At 63.7% G+C, this 17,233-nt stretch carries 11 protein-coding genes and 3 pseudogenes; 9 read left to right on the top strand and 5 right to left on the bottom strand.

The features are described from left to right. Positions 1-68 precede the first annotated feature (68 nt). The 3 genes from ABIB49_RS17090 (at position 69) to ABIB49_RS17100 (ending at position 4,838) form a co-directional block, all read left to right on the top strand. Positions 69-2,015, top strand: a complete 1,947-nt coding sequence (locus ABIB49_RS17090; RefSeq protein WP_354157437.1) for an ATP-dependent nuclease — start codon at positions 69-71, stop codon at positions 2,013-2,015. Continuing rightward, entirely contained in the window at positions 2,012-3,913 is a 1,902-nt protein-coding gene (locus ABIB49_RS17095; RefSeq protein ID WP_354157438.1) for a UvrD-helicase domain-containing protein, read from the top strand. The genes ABIB49_RS17090 and ABIB49_RS17095 overlap by 4 nt, the downstream gene beginning before the upstream one ends. Before the next feature lie 634 nt (positions 3,914-4,547). Continuing rightward, entirely contained in the window at positions 4,548-4,838 is a 291-nt protein-coding gene (locus tag ABIB49_RS17100) for a hypothetical protein (protein WP_354157439.1), read from the top strand. A gap of 235 nt (positions 4,839-5,073) precedes the next feature. Here the strand turns inward: ABIB49_RS17100 and ABIB49_RS17105 are convergent, their stop codons facing one another. Continuing rightward, a complete protein-coding gene (locus ABIB49_RS17105; protein ID WP_354157440.1) occupies positions 5,074-5,958 on the bottom strand; it encodes a slipin family protein in 885 nt (294 codons plus the stop codon). A gap of 515 nt (positions 5,959-6,473) precedes the next feature. On the opposite strand from ABIB49_RS17105, the pseudogene ABIB49_RS17110 reads away from it, so the two are divergent. The 4 genes and pseudogenes from ABIB49_RS17110 to ABIB49_RS17125 form a co-directional block, all read left to right on the top strand. Continuing rightward, positions 6,474-6,815: pseudogene (locus tag ABIB49_RS17110) on the top strand (NADPH-dependent FMN reductase); the annotation flags it as partial. Positions 6,816-7,306: 491 nt separating this feature from the next. Next, positions 7,307-9,820: an ATP-dependent Clp protease ATP-binding subunit gene (locus ABIB49_RS17115; RefSeq protein ID WP_354157441.1), complete on the top strand. Its 2,514-nt coding sequence runs from the start codon at positions 7,307-7,309 to the stop codon at positions 9,818-9,820. A 416-nt stretch (positions 9,821-10,236) separates the two neighbouring features. Next, positions 10,237-10,440 carry a cold-shock protein gene (locus ABIB49_RS17120; protein ID WP_354157442.1) on the top strand — a complete coding sequence of 68 codons (204 nt, stop codon included), beginning with the start codon at positions 10,237-10,239 and terminating at the stop codon, positions 10,438-10,440. A gap of 583 nt (positions 10,441-11,023) precedes the next feature. Continuing rightward, positions 11,024-11,287, top strand: coding sequence for a DUF2630 family protein (locus tag ABIB49_RS17125; protein WP_354157450.1), 264 nt, complete (start codon positions 11,024-11,026; stop codon positions 11,285-11,287). Between the two features lie 439 nt (positions 11,288-11,726). Here the strand turns inward: ABIB49_RS17125 and ABIB49_RS17130 are convergent, their stop codons facing one another. Next, the gene (locus ABIB49_RS17130) at positions 11,727-11,930 is read right to left on the bottom strand and encodes a hypothetical protein (protein ID WP_354157443.1); all 204 of its coding nucleotides are present in this window, start codon (positions 11,928-11,930) and stop codon (positions 11,727-11,729) included. Next, the gene (locus tag ABIB49_RS17135; RefSeq protein ID WP_354157444.1) at positions 11,927-12,016 is read right to left on the bottom strand and encodes a YceI family protein; all 90 of its coding nucleotides are present in this window, start codon (positions 12,014-12,016) and stop codon (positions 11,927-11,929) included. Before ABIB49_RS17135 ends, ABIB49_RS17130 begins: the two co-directional genes overlap by 4 nt. Positions 12,017-13,658: 1,642 nt before the next feature. Between ABIB49_RS17135 and ctaD the strand changes: the two genes are divergently transcribed. Beyond that, a complete protein-coding gene (gene ctaD / locus ABIB49_RS17140) occupies positions 13,659-15,404 on the top strand; it encodes an aa3-type cytochrome oxidase subunit I (protein ID WP_354157445.1) in 1,746 nt (581 codons plus the stop codon). Positions 15,405-16,049: 645 nt separating this feature from the next. Here the strand turns inward: ctaD and ABIB49_RS17145 are convergent. Further along, positions 16,050-16,538, bottom strand: a pseudogene (locus tag ABIB49_RS17145) (ATP-binding protein); the annotation flags it as partial. A gap of 45 nt (positions 16,539-16,583) precedes the next feature. Further along, positions 16,584-16,883: pseudogene (locus ABIB49_RS17150) on the bottom strand (integrase core domain-containing protein); the annotation flags it as partial. Between the two features lie 46 nt (positions 16,884-16,929). On the opposite strand from ABIB49_RS17150, the gene ABIB49_RS17155 reads away from it, so the two are divergent. After that, a partial coding sequence (locus ABIB49_RS17155) for a helix-turn-helix domain-containing protein (RefSeq protein ID WP_354157447.1) occupies positions 16,930-17,233 on the top strand: 304 nt, incomplete at its 3' end.

Raw genomic sequence — 17,233 nt, forward strand, 5'->3', positions numbered from 1 at the left:
TAAACTGCTTGGACAAAACCTCGTATCGTGGCTGATAGATGTGCTGATTCCGAGCAGAGAGTAGACCGATGTACCTCGAACGAGTCAGACTAACCAATTTCCAGTGCTTCGGCCCTGAACCGCAGACGATCACGTTTGACCAGCAACTGACCGCGCTGCTAGGGGTGAACGCTTCGGGCAAGACTGCGGCCTGCCAGGCACTACTCAGGCTCTTCAGTGTGGTCGCCGAGCAGCGCCAAGTGCGAGTCGAGGACTTCCACGTCCCCGAGAACGAGAGCACCCCGGCGGGCACCCGGACGATGCGGATCGACGCCGTGTTCGCCTTCCCGGAGCTGGCCGACCCCAACGCAGACGCTGCAGCCGCTGTCCCCGAGTTCTTCGCACAGATGGCCGCCTCCGACAATCAGAGCCTCAAGCTGCGAATCGTGCTGGATGCGATATGGACGGCCGAGGGACCCGTGCAGGGAACCATTGAGGACACCCGCCGCGTTGTATTCAACTTCGATGACGACTACGGCGATGCCTGGGCCCCGCTTCGCTCATCGGACCGCAACCGGATCCAGATGGTCTACGTGCCGGCGACGAGGGATGGCACCCGCCACGTGACTTCGTTCCTTCGAGGACGGCTGTGGCGCGCGGGTGTGTGGTCCGACGACTTCCGCGACGAAACTGTCATCACCGCAGCCACGCTCTCGGAGAAGTTCAAGGATGAAGCAGTGGTTGCCACTGTCACTGACGCGATCTCCGGACGGTGGCAGGAGCTGCATCATCTCAGCACCGAACGCCACCCGATCTTCGAGCCGATCAGTCGGGACATGAACGTCCTGGTCACCAACGCCGAGATGCTGTTCGAGCCGTCGGCAACTGGGCGAAGACGCTCAGCCCGTGAGCTCAGCGACGGACAACAGTCGCTGCTCCACATCGCTATGACTGCGGCGACCCTCGACCTCGAGTCGGAGATCGCCGCGGGCATCCACGACGACAAGTTCGACATCACCGCGACGGCTATCCCGTCCCTGACGGTCCTGGCGATCGAGGAGCCGGAGAATAACCTGTCTCCCTACTTCCTGTCGCGCGTCGTCCAGCAGCTGATCGACGTCACAGGCTCAGGCCGAGCCCAAGCCGTGATCTCAAGCCACTCGGCCAGCGCCGTAGTCAGGATCGAACCGGAGAACATCCGACACTTCCGGGTCGACAGGATCACCCGGACGACCCGCGTGAACCCGATTCTTCTCCCCGCTGACACCACCGACGCGGGCAAGTATCTACGCGAAGCAGTCCACGCCCACCCCGAGCTCTACTTCGCCCGCTTCGTCATCCTGGGCGAGGGTGACTCCGAGCAAGTCGTCATACCCAAGCTGGCCGCCGCCCGGGACATATACATCGACCAGTCGTTCGTCGCCTTCGTCCCGCTCGGAGGGCGGCACACCAACCACTTCTGGAAGCTGCTCAATCAACTGGGCATTCCACACGCCACGCTCCTCGACCTCGACTGGGGCCGCTTCGGCGGAGGCGAAGGCCGCATCCGAGACGCCTGCACACGTCTGATCGAGAACGGGATCAATCCCTTCGACGGGTCAGCAGGCGTCAAGGACTTCACCTCGACCGTCGACATCGACGGACTCACAATCGACCAGATCAGGGCTTGGATGGACCACCTCGAGAAGTGGGACATCTACTTCTCCGTCCCGCTCGACCTCGATATGGCTCTCATGCAGCACTATCGCGATGCCTACATCGGCCATCTCGAGGCTGGAAAGACCGGGCCTCGGGCGACGGCGGATGCGCGGGATGCCGTCCTCGGAGACACGAAGGACCGGCCGGACATCCGATACTGGAGTTCGGAGAAGAAGATGGAGGACATGCGGTGGTACAGGTACCTGTTCCTCAACCAGTCCAAGCCGGGCACACACTTACGAGCGCTTTCGTTCGTCGCTAAGGAGGAATTGGCGAAGCCACCCGAGCGGATTGGTCGGCTCATCGACCGGATTGAGAAAGCGGTCGCCACGACATGAGAATCGATCCGGCCTCGTGGCGCCCCGAGGGTATCGACGACCTAGAAAAGGCCGCCTGGGCCGCATTACGCGCCGGCACCGCATCCGTGACAGCCGGGCCCGGCGCCGGCAAGACAGAGTTTCTCGCCCAGCGCGCCAGCTATCTCCTCGAAACTGGGATCTGCCGGCCGCCACAACAGATTCTCGCGATCTCCTTCAAGCGCGACGCCGCGGCCAACCTTCAACGCCGGGTCGAAGCCCGCCTTCCCGAACACGCCGGCCGTTTCACCTCGATGACCTTCGACGCGTTCACCAAGTCCATCGTCGACCGCTTTACCCGGCTACTGCCGCAGGAGTGGACCTTCGAGGAGAGCTACAAGATCGGGTACTCTAGCCGAGCGGAGATCGAGGTGTTCCTCAGCGATATCGCGTCATCGGCACCTGACGGATTCCAAGGCGAGGTCTCTGCCTCCACATTCCTGCCGAACGTCCTCGGCGCAGCCAAGCTGCCCTCTCAGCCGTCCAATCAGCCACCGGCGACGACCGCCCGCGAGTACGCCGTCCAGGAGTGGTGGGCGCGCAACTACCGAGGGCGGAAAAACCCAATAGTGGACTTCGTCATGCTCAATCGCCTTGCCGAGCTGATGATCCGCACTAGTCCGCAGCTGCAGCGTGCGCTGCAGGCAACCTACCCCTTCGTCTTCATCGACGAGTTCCAGGACACAACCTACGCCCAATACTCGTTCCTGAAGTCGGTGTTTGCGGGTCGCGGCACAACCGTCACTGCCGTAGGCGATCGCAATCAGCGCATCATGGGCTGGGCCGGAGCTCTCAGTGACGCATTCACGCAGTTCGAGCATGACTTCGCGGCCGAGCCGTTCGCCCTTGTCATGAACTTCCGGTCTACCCAGCAGCTCGTCGACCTGCAACACCGGTTCGCCAAACGGCTCGATCCGCAGACTCAGCACCAGAAGTCCCGGGTCGCGCCGGCGGTGGGTGAGTCGCCGATCGAGGTGTGGTCGTTCCCCACGGCCGAGCGCGAGGCACAGGCCATTGCAGCCTGGATCGCATCCGACATCGAACAGTTAGGCCGGCAGCCGAGCGAATTCGCCCTCATAGCCCGCCAGAAGGTTGCGGACCTGGAGCCAGCGCTCACTGAGGCGCTTCACTCCGTCGGGCTCAAGCTGCGCAACGACGACGCCGAGGTTGGCAAGCTGCGCCTGCTCGACCTGCTGAAAGACGACCTCGTACATCTCCTCGTAGGCATCGTCCGACTCGCCGCCACTCGCGGCGGGCAGCCACAAACATGGCAGGACGTCACTGACTCCTTGGGACATGTGGCATCACCCAACCGCGACCGCGAAGTAGGAACGCAACTAGAGGACAACCTCACTACGTTCCTTGAGGAGCTCCGTAGGTGGTTCGCCCAGACGCCACTCGACTCCGGCGCTGCGCCCGACCTGAGTGAACAAATCACTCAGGCACTCACCGATAAGATCGCCGCCTTCCTTAACCTCGATTCCGCCGGCTCCAAGCGCATCTTCGGCGATCGACCCGAAGACATCCAAGTCACCCTAGACGCCTTCAAGATCAGGGTCGCCCAAGTACTTCGACGAGTCGACTCGTGGGATGCCGTCGCCGACGCCTTCAGTGACGCGGACGCAATCCCCCTCCTCACAGTCCACCGAAGCAAGGGCCTCGAATACCACACAGTGTTCTTCATCGGTCTGGACCGCGACCAGTGGTGGGCCCACACCCGCGACACCGTCGAGTCCACCATGACGTTCTTCGTCGGAGTGTCACGCGCTGCCGAGCGTCTGGTCTTCACGCAGTGCGACCAACGAGGAGGTCCCGCCCCATTCGGTGAGTTGTACGAAGATCTCCGCGATGCTGGGGTCTCGATCATTCGCATCGATTGATCGATGCGAACGAGCTCCCGGGGCAGTGCCAGTCGTCTGCGGTCAATACGGGGCGGCTTGTGAAAAAGTGAAATATCCGACGTTAGCGATATTTCACCAGAAACGATCAGCCGTTTGGTCTGGCAACCGGGCCGGGTTCGTAGCCAATAAGCGTTGCCTTCGTGGGTTTGGTGTATCGCGAAGGGAGGTACCCGTTGCGGTGGTGCGTACGCGGCAACGTTTACACGACGGACCCTTGTATTCCTTGGGTCGGAAGGGATCTCAAACGGTGTCTTGCGAACGATCGTTTTCAAGACGGTCCGGGAGCGACTTGCTGACGGCCTGAATGTCAATCAAAGCTTCCGCAGCCCCAAACGTCGTCGGCGTAGCTGGCAGGCTTGGCCACTGAGCGGTTCACAGCCCACACGGTTCACACAGCCAAATTATCGGGGCGGAACATCCCGCTGCATCCCGCAAGCTGACAGATGTGTTGAAGGACCGGGTTTTCCGGTCGCGGGCCATCTCTGGTATTCCGCCGTGGCACAGCGGTTCCGGGTTTGTGGCGAAGGGTCATGGATGGCGTGGTGGATCCGGCATGGCGCGCGGTTCCGAACGCTGTGCGCGGTTACGTCCGCCCTCGGCGAGCCTATCCGGATTGAATCCCTGGACACCGGCCGGGAGGTCCTGCAGGGGCTGGCCGGGGAGAGATGAGTCAATCACCCGCGGCGACTGGAACGTTTACCTCAACGCCGAGGGGACAATCATCAACCTTCCGCCGAACCTGCGTGCGAGGCATCTGATGCATGAATGCGGGCTGTACCTCGCCGGCACCGCCCGCGGACAGCCCGTCCTTCTGGGCCGCGACGCCCACGGCAGGGACGCAGACGTCCCGGAGCATCTGGTCCGTCTGGCAGAAGAGCTTTTCGGCGCCCCGCTGGCAGCCTAGCGACACCGGGCGTTCGTCCGGAGGTGGTGGCCCGGTGGTTCCGCACGCGGCCATGCCTTGGCGTGCGGGCCGGCTGGGTGGCAGGCGCTGCCGGGCCGCCACCGGGAGGCCTGATCGGTCCTTTTAGTTCCGTCATGATCGGCCCGTGGCGGAAGCGCTTTCCTTCATTCATGAACGGATCGTCGCACGGTCCCGCCGCCCCGCCAAGGGTTCTGACGGGATGGACGTCGACGGGTCAGCGGCCCGACGGGAGGCGCACGGCGGCTGCTTCGGCCGGAACGGGCGTATTGTGCCCCGGCGGGCGGTATGCGGCCCGGACCGGTGGTTTTCCTTGCGAGCTTGCCGCGGCCTGGTTTTCCCGGGCCAGAAACGCGGAGAGTTCCCCGATGGTGCTCATCAAGGGGGCAGGGAAAACGACGGTGGTGTTCTTGTCCACACCGATTTCGACCAGGGACTGAAGGTTGCGCAGCTGCAGGGCCAGCGGGTGGGCCATCATGATGTCGGAGGCGTCCCCGAGGGCGGCCGCAGCGATGGCTTCGCCTTCGGCGGCGATGATCTTGGCCCGCTTCTCCCGCTCGGCCTCGGCCTGGCGGGCCATGGCGCGCTTCATGCTCTCGGGCAGCTGAATGTCTTTGAGCTCGACGAGGGTGACCTCGACGCCCCACTCGAGTGTGAGGGCATCCAGGATCTCGCGGATGTCGCTGTTGATCCGTTCCGTTTCCGAGAGCGTCTGGTCCAGGCTGTGCCGGCCGACGACTTTCCGCAGTGTGGTCTGGGCGATCTGGTTGATGGCTGCCGAGACGTTTTCAATCGCCACGACGGACTTCACGGCGTCGATCACCCGGTAGTAGGCCACCGCGGAAATATCGACGCTCACGTTGTCCTCGGTGATGATGCCCTGTGACTGGATCGGCATGGTCACGATCCGCAGGCTGACCAGCGGAAGGCGGTCGATTACGGGGATGATGAACCGCAGCCCCGGCATCCTGACCCCGGTGACCCTGCCGAGCCGGAAGAGCACGCCCTGCTCATACTGACGCACGATCCGGATGGACATTTTCGCCACGATGAACAGCAGCACGATGATGATTCCGGCAACAACATAGCTGGTGGGGTCCATCAGGATCCCTCCTTAGTGTCCTGGGCCGGGTCTATCGGCGCCGGTCCGGCGCCGGGGCACGACCCTTGTCCTATTGTCCTATTGTCCCATCAGCCCAGGGAAATGCGCCCGCGGATCCGCCGGCAAAAAGCCGCCGGCTGCACCCACCCCGCGGGATTGGGGGAGACGGTCCATTAGTGCCATGACGTGTCCCATCTCCCCGGCCGGTTCAACGACATGACCGGCAGTGCCACCCGAGCCCGGGGAGTACGTTGATCCGTCCATGGACGGTCCTGCAGATTTCGGGGGACCGGCGCCGTATCTCCCCGGCCGGGACAGGTCCGGCCGGCCCGGTCCCGGGGAAGCAGGGCCAGACCCGGAGTGTTTAAACGGGTAAGGAGTCCTGTAGTTGACGGGAGGCGCGGCTTCATGCTCACGATAGCGGTCGTGCTCGGAAGCCCCCGCCCGGGCCGCAGGGGAAAGCCGTCGCCGACTGGGTCTACGAACAGGCGGCAAAACGCACCGATGCGCAGTTCGAACTCGTCGATGTGGCCGACTTCGGTCTCCCGCTGCTCGATGAACCGCTCCAGCCGTCACTGGAACACACGAAGGCCCGGGCGGAAGCCATCGGATCCTTCGACGGGTACGTCTTTGTCACCGCGGAATACAACCACTCCGTTCCCGCGGCACTGAAAAACGCCCTGGTTTTCCGATACCGGGAGTGGAACAACAAAGCGGCGGGCTTCGTCAGTTACGGCGGCACCGGCGGGACCCGGGCGGTGGAACATCTGCGGCTCGTCGCCGCGGAGCTGCAGATGGCCGATGTCCGCGCGCAGGTCGCCGTGCCTCTGGCTACGGAGTCTGGCTACGGAGTTTGAAAACTACACCACCTTCACACCGTCGCCCGGGGCGGTACAGGGCCTGGGCGCGGTCTTCGACCAGGTCATCGCCTGGGCCGGAGCCCTCAAACCACCGCGCCGCTGACAGAACCCACCGGGTTATCAATACGGGTCGTCAATCCGGCTTGATCCCCCGGCGCCGGAACCGGCGCCGGGGGAACAAGCCGTCAATGCAGCAACAACCGCACGACCCGGGGCACCCCGGCCGCCAGGGACTCATATGCGTGTCGCCGCCTAAATCTACCATGCGTTCCGTACGCGGTGGCGGGAATTGAATCGGCATCCAAGGAGGTGTCATTGCGGCGGAGCCCACTCGCCGTGGAACGCCGGATAGGGGCGCGAAAACCCTGCGCCTAACCGGCAAGGTCACATGGATCTGGCTCTGTCATATCCTGCCTGCCGCGAACGCCCCCAAAGTGGGCATGATGCGACGTAGCATCAGGGTAGGGGGAAGTCAGGAGTGTGGCGACATGTTTGAGCGATTTACGGACCGTGCCCGTCGCGTGGTTGTGCTTGCCCAGGAAGAGGCACGCATGCTGAACCACGGTTACATTGGTACCGAACACATCCTCTTGGGTCTGATCCATGAGGGTGTGGGTGTTGCGGCCAGGGCTCTTGAGTCCTTGAGTATTTCGCTCGAGGGCGTCCGCGGGCAGGTGCAGGAGATCATCGGCCCGGGCCAGCAGTCCCCGTCCGGTCACATCCCCTTCACCCCGCGGGCCAAGAAGGTCCTGGAGCTCTCGCTCCGGGAGGCCTTGCAGCTGGGACACAACTACATCGGCACGGAGCACATCCTGCTCGGCCTCATCCGTGAGGGTGAAGGTGTTGCCGCCCAGGTGCTGGTCAAGCTCGGTGCGGACCCGAACCGGGTCCGCCAGCAGGTCATCCAGATGCTCTCGGGCTACCAGGGCAAGGAAACCACCGGCGTCGGTCCCGGCCAGGACCAGGCTGAAGCGATTCCTGCCGGTTCCGTGGTCCTGGACCAGTTCGGCCGCAACCTGACCCAGGCTGCGCGTGAGAACAAGCTGGACCCGGTGATCGGGCGCGAATCCGAAATGGAACGGGTTATGCAGGTCCTGTCCCGCCGGACGAAGAACAACCCTGTCCTGATCGGCGAGCCGGGCGTGGGCAAGACCGCCGTCGTCGAGGGTCTGGCCCAGGCGATTGTCCGCGGCGACGTGCCCGAGACCGTCAAGGACAAGCAGCTGTACACCCTGGACCTGGGCTCCGTGGTCGCAGGTTCCCGTTACCGCGGTGACTTCGAGGAGCGCCTCAAGAAGGTCCTGAAGGAGATCCGCACCCGCGGCGATATCATCTTGTTCATTGATGAGATCCACACCCTTGTCGGTGCCGGTGCCGCCGAGGGGGCGATCGATGCGGCGTCGATCCTGAAGCCGTTGCTGGCCCGCGGTGAGCTCCAGACCATCGGTGCGACCACGCTGGACGAGTACCGCAAGCACATCGAAAAGGATGCTGCGCTGGAGCGCCGTTTCCAGCCGATCCAGGTCAAGGAGCCCTCCGTCGCCGACGCGATCGAGATCCTCAAGGGTCTCCGTGACCGGTACGAGGCGCACCACCGCGTCACCATCACCGACGGTGCGCTGGTCGCCGCGGCGACCCTCTCGGCGCGTTACGTCTCGGACCGTTTCCTGCCGGACAAGGCGATCGACCTGATCGATGAGGCCGGCGCACGGCTGCGCATCCGGCGGATGAGCGCCCCGCCGGAGCTCAAGGTCATGGACGAGCGCATCGCCGCGCTGAAAATGGCGAAGGAGTCCGCGTTGGATGCGGAGGACTACGAGGGTGCCGCTTCGTTGCGCGATCAGGAGCAGAAACTCGTGACCGTGCGTAGAGAGAAGGAACGCCAGTGGAAGGCGGGCGGTCTGGACGATATCTCCGAAGTTGATGAGGATCTGATCGCCGAGGTGCTGGCGAATTCGACGGGCATCCCGGTCTTCAAGCTCACTGAGGAGGAGTCCTCGCGCCTGCTGAGGATGGAAGATGAGCTGCACCGGCGCGTGGTGGGCCAGGACGAGGCGATCAGGTCGGTTTCGCGGGCGATCCGCCGTACCCGTGCGGGTCTGAAGGACCCGAAGCGTCCGGGTGGTTCGTTCATCTTTGCCGGCCCCACCGGTGTCGGTAAGACTGAGCTCGCCAAGGCACTGGCCGAATTCCTGTTCGGTGAGGAAGATGCCCTGATCACCCTGGATATGTCCGAGTACTCGGAGAAGCACACGGTGTCGCGTCTCTTCGGTGCCCCTCCGGGCTATGTGGGCTACGAGGAGGGCGGGCAGCTGACCGAGAAGGTCCGTCGCCGTCCGTTCTCCGTGGTGCTGTTCGACGAAGTGGAAAAAGCCCACCCGGACCTCTTCAACTCGCTCCTGCAGATCCTGGAAGACGGCCGCCTGACCGACTCCCAGGGCCGTGTCGTGGACTTCAAGAACACCGTGATCATCATGACCACCAACCTCGGCACCCGGGACATCTCCAAGAGCGTCGCCACCGGCTTCCAGTCCGGCACGGACACCCAGACCGGCTACAACCGGATGCGCGCCCGGGTCACCGAGGAACTCAAGGCCCACTTCCGCCCCGAGTTCCTGAACCGTGTGGACGACGTTGTGGTCTTCCCTCAACTCACCCAGGACGAGATCATCGAGATCGTGGACATGTTCGTGGGCCGGCTGGAGCTGCGCCTGGCGGACAAGGACATGGGCATCGAGCTCACCACCGCGGCCAGGATGCTGCTGGCAACCCGAGGCTACGACCCCGCCATGGGTGCCCGCCCGCTGCGCCGCACCATCCAGCGCGAGATCGAGAACCAGCTCTCCGAGAAGATCCTCTTCGGCGAAATCAAGCCCGGCCAGATCATCGCCGTCGATGTTGACGGCGAGGGCGATGACGCGACGTTCACCTTCACAGGAAACACGAAACCGCGGATCCCGGACGCCCTACCGACCGCGAGCCAACCGGGAAAACACGCCTGACCACCGTTGAAGCGGGCTGAAGTCCGCATGCCGATGTCGACAAGATGGCTTGCTCCAGGACTTTGGTTTTACCGGTTGCTCCAATTGCGGCATCCGCACCGCGGCCTACTTCCGGATTCAGCAGGGATATCCTGCACGATTGATGCGTCGATGGTGTGGATTGCTCCCAGCCCGCGTGCAAGTACCAGCCGCGACGCATCCGGGATCTCCACGGCCCGCCGATTCCGGATCAGCGGGTCTTTGCCGGCCCTGTACCTGGCCATCCTCATGGCTGTGGCGCTCACTGATGCGGCCCCGGCAGTCTTGACCCTTGCACGGCAGGTTCCGGGCCCGTAGCTTGGGGGCAGCGGAAGATACCTTCCGCCGCGCCTGCCCTGAGAGCCGGCGGAGAAGCACAGTCACCGAAGGACGCAACGATGGCAACAGGCACGGTTAAATGGTTTAACGCCGAGAAGGGTTTCGGCTTCATCTCCCCCGACGACGGGTCAGCGGATGTCTTCGCCCACTACTCCGCAATCGCCAGCAGCGGCTACCGCTCCCTGGACGAGAACCAGAAAGTCCAGTTTGACATCACCCCTGGTCCGAAGGGCCCGCAGGCGGAGAACATCCATCCAATGTGATGTCCGGACTCGACAATAGCAGCACCCGGGCGGGCACTGGTCGTTTGTGCGGGACGGACCATGGACAGATCCCAGCGCGGCAGGGCTGCCGGGAACGGCTGGCCGGCGACGGGTGAATCGCGGCGTCGAACGTCACGCATGACAGCGCCCTCAAGGGACACCGTCCAAGCCCTGGCCGTCCGGATTCACCAGTGACACTGTTTTCTTTACCCTTCCCCGGACGTATCCTGAACTGCCATCCGGACGGCCCGTACCCGGACCAATCCAAGGAGTAACCCATGACCATGCCGCCGCAACGAGAGCCTGCACCGTTTCCTCCCCAGCCGGAGCCAACACCAGGTTCCCCCGACCCAACAAATCCCTTTCCTCCCGGTCCCGGTCCCGGTCCCGGTCCGGAACCGGATCCAGCTCCCGGTCCCGGACCCCTGACGCCGGATCCTGACCCGACCTTCAGGCCCTAAGGGCCGCGCAGAAAGGACGGCCGGATCCGGCCCGGACCCGGCAGCAGAAACGGCGGCGGTGGGGTCTTGAGAGCGGTGCTCCCACAGGTTGTCCCCGAAGGAAGAATCAGGGAGTGGCAGAGATGGATAATCAGGACATCCTGGACCGGATCCAGGTCCTGGTCGCCGAGGAACACCAGCTCCGCGAATCGGCGGCAGCGCGGCCTGAGCCCGGGGATGCGGACGGGGCGTACGAGCAACGCAGGGCCAGGTTGCGGCGGGTGGAGGAGGACCTTGACCAGTGCTGGGATCTGCTGCGCCAGCGCAGGGCCAAAGAAACTGCCGGGGCTGACCCCGGTGATGCGGTCGCCCGGCCTGCCAAGGAAGTAGAAGGTTACCGGCAGTAAAGGCTACGCGCGCCCTCCCTTAGGCGAACCCTGCCGCCCGCTCGTTGCCGGGATCAGACTTTGCCCTTGACGTCCGGAAATGACCTCGGCCAGGCCGGGGCGGCTGCGCGACAGGGACGTCACGTTCCCATGACGGTGCGGCATCCCAACCCTGAGCGGCCCATCACCGTCCAACGCCCCGGGCGTAGACTTGAAGCAGGCCGGCGACGGAAGAGCCAGCGGTTCCCCCATACCGCGTGGTTCCCCCAGCCCGCCGCCGGTCCCCACTCCGTACGGGTCCCTCCGACACCTGAAGTCAGCACCGTGCGGCACCGGGCCTGTCTGGCCACTCCCGGGGGGAGAGCGGCGCGGGGGATAGTGGCAGAAGCGACCAGGTCCGCCGGGATTTTGTGCGCCTGACACGACCGCGTCCGTTCGTGTCAGCCAGCGGGAGTCTTGCCTACAGGGTGAAAATGCCCCACTGCTCCAGTGTCTGCCGGATCTGTCCGGCCGTGGCCGTCTCCGTCAGTTCCGCTGCCAAGGCCCAGAGCTTGGTATTGGTCCTCTGGCTACTCCACCGGCAGGTGGTGTTCTTGATGGTCAGGTCGCCGGTGAGCTTGAAGTTTCTCGGGGTGCCCTGGGCCTGGGTGGCTTTGAAGGTCATGTGCGGGTACTGCTGGGGGCGTCGAAGAAATCCGGGCTCTTGACGTGCGCGTCGCGGTTGTCGTCGTTGGAATCGAAGGATGCCATCTGCACGGTGGCCTGGACCGAGGAGGGGTGTTAAGCAGGTCGGAAACGTCTGCGGAGCTGAAGCCGTCCCAGTAGATCCGGAGCAGCACCTCAGGGTCGTCAGGGCGGATGTCGCTGCCTCAGAGCTTCATGGACTGGGGATCCATCGGTGCGGGAATCGTGGTCCCGCTCGAGCTTGAGAGCACCGAGGAGGCTGGCGGACCGGAGAGCAGACCGGTCATGGTTGCGGAGCACTTTTTGCTATCTGAAGAGAACCATGACCGAAAGGCTGTCGTCCTGCCCTGTCTTCTCCCGGGCCCAACGGCGCGGAAAGAAAAATATTCCGTCCGATTAGGCCATGAGCGTTGACGTCCAGCCTTTTCCGTGAGTGTTCCCTGGTACCCCGGCCATGGGCGTAGTCGTGCTGGGACGGTCGTTCGACTCTATGCAGATGTTGCCGGACCACCATACGCTGACTCAGATCTGAGCGATATTGACTGGAGGTTGAATGGTGAGTAAGCCACGGTTCGTAGACAAATTCATGCACGCGACGGGCCGTCTTAGGAGCGTGTTCGGACCGGCTGACAGGGGCGACCCAACCACGCCCGTCGTTCACAGGCACGACGATGCGGAAGTGGCGTCGGACGAACAAATAGCCGACATGGAAGTGGAGCGCGACGCACAGGGCCACATCTGGGTGGAAGACAAGAGACACGAGGACTAGCTGTACGGGGGAGTATCGAGGCCCACTGCGCAAATGGCATCGGAGGCCATCCACGATCCGCACTCCGTCTTGCCTTTTCCATCGATCGTTCGCCTGGCGGTAACCACTGTCTCCACCTTCTCAGGGCATTGCCCGAGTGACCGAGTGAGGTGGTCGGGGCAGGGTCAAATGCCCGGGCGGGCGCGGAACCACCGTGGACAGCCAACCCTAGTTCGTCTTTTCGGCGTCCGGATTCGTGGTGGCAATTCTTTCCCGAACCTGCGCGAGTTCGCTTTCGAGATATTCGAGGTAACTGCTGAGTTCTTCCTGATCCCTGTGGGGGTGGGGCGGCGGGACTCCGGAGGCACGGGAGCATACCCCCGTGGCGGATACTGCTGTGGTGCCGGGGCATAATTTTGCGCCCGATATGCCGGTGGCGAGTTGTAATAGTCGTCGCAGCACCATGGTCCGTGGCGGTGATGGCAGGACAGGATTCGTCTCCTTTGGCTGGATGCTTACGTTCTACAACGAAGTCACCTTGGCGCCGAAGAGGGGAGAACACCGTCGGAGGCTGTGGGGTGCCCTCGGAGGCGGGACAGCAGGCTTCGTCCTGGCATCGGTTGTCTACCTGCTGATTACGCCTGTGTTGGAAGCAAGCCCGGGGTGGATCCGGGAGCTTCAAGGTCTGTCGTGGAATCTTGTCCCAGGTCTCACCCTGCTCGGCGGGATCACCGGCTGGGTTCTAACCAGCCCCCGACGCCCGCGCTGAGGGCCCCCGACAGGACAACAAAAGGTTGCGTGGGGAACCTCGGAGACGGTCGGCGCGCGTCCCGATATGCCTCTTCCTCCAAGAGAGTGCGGTTTGGCCCTTGCGGGGAGGACCCTGCGTGGCTACGGTCGAGTGAAAGGGGTTCCCTGCCGGTGTGGCAGCAGGGGCACTAGGAGTCATGGGAGGCCGCTATGGCTGTGAACCAGATAGACGCTGCCGCAATCACAGGAACATCTCCAGTGCCCAGATCAAAGGGCCGGCTGGTTGTCAACTGGATCACCTCGACCGACCATAAGACCATCGGGTATATGTACCTGATCGCCTCCTTTACTTTCTTCTGTCTCGGCGGCGTGATGGCTCTGGTTATCCGGGCGGAGCTGTTTGAGCCCGGCATGCAGATCCTGCAGACCAAGGAGCAGTACAACCAGCTCTTCACCATGCACGGCACGGTCATGCTGCTGATGTTCGCGACGCCGCTGTTCGCCGGCTTCGCCAACGTGATCATGCCGCTGCAGATCGGTGCCCCCGACGTCGCGTTCCCGCGGCTGAACGCACTGGCCTTCTGGTTCTTCCTCTTCGGCTCCACGATCGCGGTGTCCGGCTTCATCACCCCGCAGGGCGCGGCATCCTTTGGTTGGACCGGTTACGCACCGCTGTCCAACACGACGTTCAGCCCCGGCGTGGGCGGAGACCTCTGGGTCTTCGGACTGGCGCTCACCGGCTTCGGCACCATCCTCGGCGCGGTCAACTTCATCACCACGATCATCTGCATGCGCGCCCCGGGCATGACCATGTGGCGGATGCCGATCTTCACCTGGAACACCCTCGTCACCTCCATCCTGGTCCTGATGGCGTTCCCGCCGCTGGCCGCGGCCCTGTTCGCCCTCGGCGCGGACCGCCGCTTCGGCGCGCACATCTATGACCCGGAGAACGGCGGCGCCGTCCTCTGGCAGCACCTGTTCTGGTTCTTCGGCCACCCCGAGGTCTACATCATCGCGCTGCCGTTCTTCGGCATCGTCTCGGAGATCTTCCCGGTCTTCAGCCGCAAGCCGATTTTCGGTTACAAGGGCCTCGTTTACGCAACGATCGCCATCGCTGCGCTGTCCGTGACCGTGTGGGCGCACCACATGTACGTCACCGGATCGGTGATGCTGCCTTTCTTCTCCTTCATGACGATGCTGATCGCCGTCCCAACCGGCGTGAAGTTCTTCAACTGGATCGGCACCATGTGGGGCGGTTCCATCACCCTCGAGACCCCCATGCTGTGGAGCATTGGTTTCTTGGCGACGTTCCTCTTCGGGGGCCTGACGGGTGTCATCCTGGCCTCCCCGCCACTGGACTTCCATGTAACCGACAGCTACTTCGTTGTCGCGCACTTCCACTACGTGGTCTTCGGCACCGTCGTGTTCGCGATGTTCGCCGGCTTCTACTTCTGGTGGCCCAAGTGGACCGGCAAAATGCTCAACGAACGCCTCGGCAAGATCCACTTCTGGATGCTGTTCCTCGGCTTCCACGGAACCTTCCTCATCCAGCACTGGCTCGGAGTCTCGGGGATGCCGCGCCGCTACGCGGACTACATGCCCCAGGACAACTTCATGTGGATGAACCAGTTCTCCACCATCTCGTCCTTCCTCCTCGGCGCGTCCATGATCCCGTTCTTCTGGAACGTCTATATCACCTGGCGCAGCAACGAGCGGGTCGAAGTGGATGACCCCTGGGGCTTCGGAGCATCTCTTGAGTGGGCCACGTCCTGCCCGCCGCCGCGTCACAACTTCACCTCACTGCCTCGGATCCGCTCGGAACGTCCCGCGCTGGATTTGCACCACCCCGAGCTGAGCGTCCGTCTACACGATGCGGCACACAGCCCGGCTGCTGACGCGCTCGGCGCAGCAGACATCGGCGAACGGGATCTGCGTTCCCCGGATCCCAGCGACTGAGAGATCTGAGCCTCGCCCCCGAATTCGGATGGTCGCCGGCGCCAGCCCATGCAGAGCCGCTCCGGCGCTGCGGGCGCCAGGCGGTGATCAGGGCGATTTTGCGGCCTTCGACGTATCGTCGAAGACCCGGCCCGGGCGGAGGGCACGGGCGATGAGGGGCTCGCTTCGCTCGGGCAGCTCAAGCATTCTTGTCTTTTTTGCTGCTCTCCTGCGGATCGTACGTGCCCGCTCCACCGGCGCAACCGTCTTGCGGTCGGCAGCGCACCGGATCCCTTGCGCTCGGCGCTGCGCTTATTTCCTCACACAATCCATCCGCTGCTGGCCGTTCGGCATGCCCCGGCTCCGTCGGGCACAGCTATGCGATGCTCCGCCAGCAGGCAAAAAACATGGTGGGGGAGAGGGAAGCCGGTACGTCAGGCACCCGCCCCGCCCGAGCGAAACGGAGCAATTGTCAAGCCCGGGTTTTGTGGAGACGTTTTTAGTTGGAAATTGAGAGCAGTTCCGGGGCCGGGTGGCCGGCGTGGAGCTGCTCATTGAGTATTTGATGCCTTGGGAGCCACCCGATCGTGCGGTTCAGAGCCAGCGATCGTGCGGAGGAGAGCCAGTGGTGGTGTGGTTGGGAGCCACTGGCTCTCGGCCCGATCGTTAAGCGCTGGTGAGGGCGGTCTGCTCCCTCATGTTGTAGGTGCCCGTCTCGACCCAGACGGTGTTGTGGATGATGCGGTCCATGATCGCGTCGGCGTGAACACCGGAGCCGAGGCGCTGGTGCCAGTCCTTCTGCTGATACTGGGTGCAGAACACCGTCGATGTCTCGCCGTAACGGCGCTCCATCAACTCCAGCAGCATTGTCCGCATCGATTCCGTCGGCCGGTCCAGTAACCACTCGTCGATCACCAGCAGCGTGAAGGCGGCATACTTCCGCAGGAACTTGCCGGCGCCGCCGGTGGCGTCCTGGGCGGCGACCCAGGCTTCCTCGAGGTCGGGCATCCGGACGTAGTAGGCGCGGATGCGGTGTTCGCAGGCGCGTTTGGCGATCGCGCAGCCCAGATACGACTTCCCCGACCCGGTGAACCCCTGGAAGACAACGTTCTGCTGGCGGGTCACGAACGAGCAGGTGCCGAGCTGGGTCAACACTGAGGTGTGTCAAGGATGTGAGACAGTCGCGTAGTTTCGTTTTGGTCAGGCGGCCGCAGGTAGCGGCTGCTGGTGGGTGGTGAATTTCGCCATTGCTGTCGCTGGTGGCAGGCCGGCGTTGTTGGTGTGGGGCCGCCAGCGGTTGAAGAACACCTCGATATAGCGCATGGTCGCCCGGCGGGCGTCCTGGCGGGTGGCGAAGCTGTGGTGGTGGTAGAACTCGTTTTTCAGGGACGAGAACGCCGACTCTGCGACGGCGTTATCCCAGCAGACCCCGGTGGCTCCCATCGACTGCCGGACGCCGTTGCCGGTGCACCAGGCGCCCATTTCCCGGGACGTGTATTGGGCGTATTCAACCGATCGAAGCAACACCTGATCACGGAGGTGTTGGATGTCGGTTCGAAGTCGTCAGAAGGAGGTACGGGCGTATCGGGGGCATATCCCTTCGCCGGGTCGGCCGTCAGTGGCTTGGCGCGAGGACCGGGTACGGTTCTGGGTCGCGATCGCCTCCGGTGCGAAGACCAGGGACGCCGGCGTCGCGGCGGGCGTGTCAGAACCAGTGGCGCATCGCTGGTTCCTGCACGCTGGCGGTGTGAATCCTCAGCTGGCCCCGACACTGTCCGGGCGGTATCTGTCCTCAAGTGACCGCGAGGACATCGCGTTGTGGCGTGCGCAGGACTGCGGGGTGCGGGAGA

The organism is Arthrobacter sp. UYCu512 (assembly GCF_040547075.1).
Classification (GTDB): domain Bacteria; phylum Actinomycetota; class Actinomycetes; order Actinomycetales; family Micrococcaceae; genus Arthrobacter.

Coding starts and splice junctions, on each gene's coding strand:
- ABIB49_RS17090 (WP_354157437.1), top strand. CDS start 69: ATGTACCTCGAACGAGTCAGACTAACCAATTTCCAGTGCTTCGGCCCT.
- ABIB49_RS17095 (WP_354157438.1), top strand. CDS start 2,012: ATGAGAATCGATCCGGCCTCGTGGCGCCCCGAGGGTATCGACGACCTA.
- ABIB49_RS17105 (WP_354157440.1), bottom strand. CDS start 5,958: ATGGACCCCACCAGCTATGTTGTTGCCGGAATCATCATCGTGCTGCTG.
- ABIB49_RS17115 (WP_354157441.1), top strand. CDS start 7,307: ATGTTTGAGCGATTTACGGACCGTGCCCGTCGCGTGGTTGTGCTTGCC.
- ABIB49_RS17120 (WP_354157442.1), top strand. CDS start 10,237: ATGGCAACAGGCACGGTTAAATGGTTTAACGCCGAGAAGGGTTTCGGC.
- ABIB49_RS17125 (WP_354157450.1), top strand. CDS start 11,024: ATGGATAATCAGGACATCCTGGACCGGATCCAGGTCCTGGTCGCCGAG.
- ABIB49_RS17130 (WP_354157443.1), bottom strand. CDS start 11,930: ATGACCTTCAAAGCCACCCAGGCCCAGGGCACCCCGAGAAACTTCAAG.
- ABIB49_RS17135 (WP_354157444.1), bottom strand. CDS start 12,016: ATGGCATCCTTCGATTCCAACGACGACAACCGCGACGCGCACGTCAAG.
- ctaD (WP_354157445.1), top strand. CDS start 13,659: ATGGCTGTGAACCAGATAGACGCTGCCGCAATCACAGGAACATCTCCA.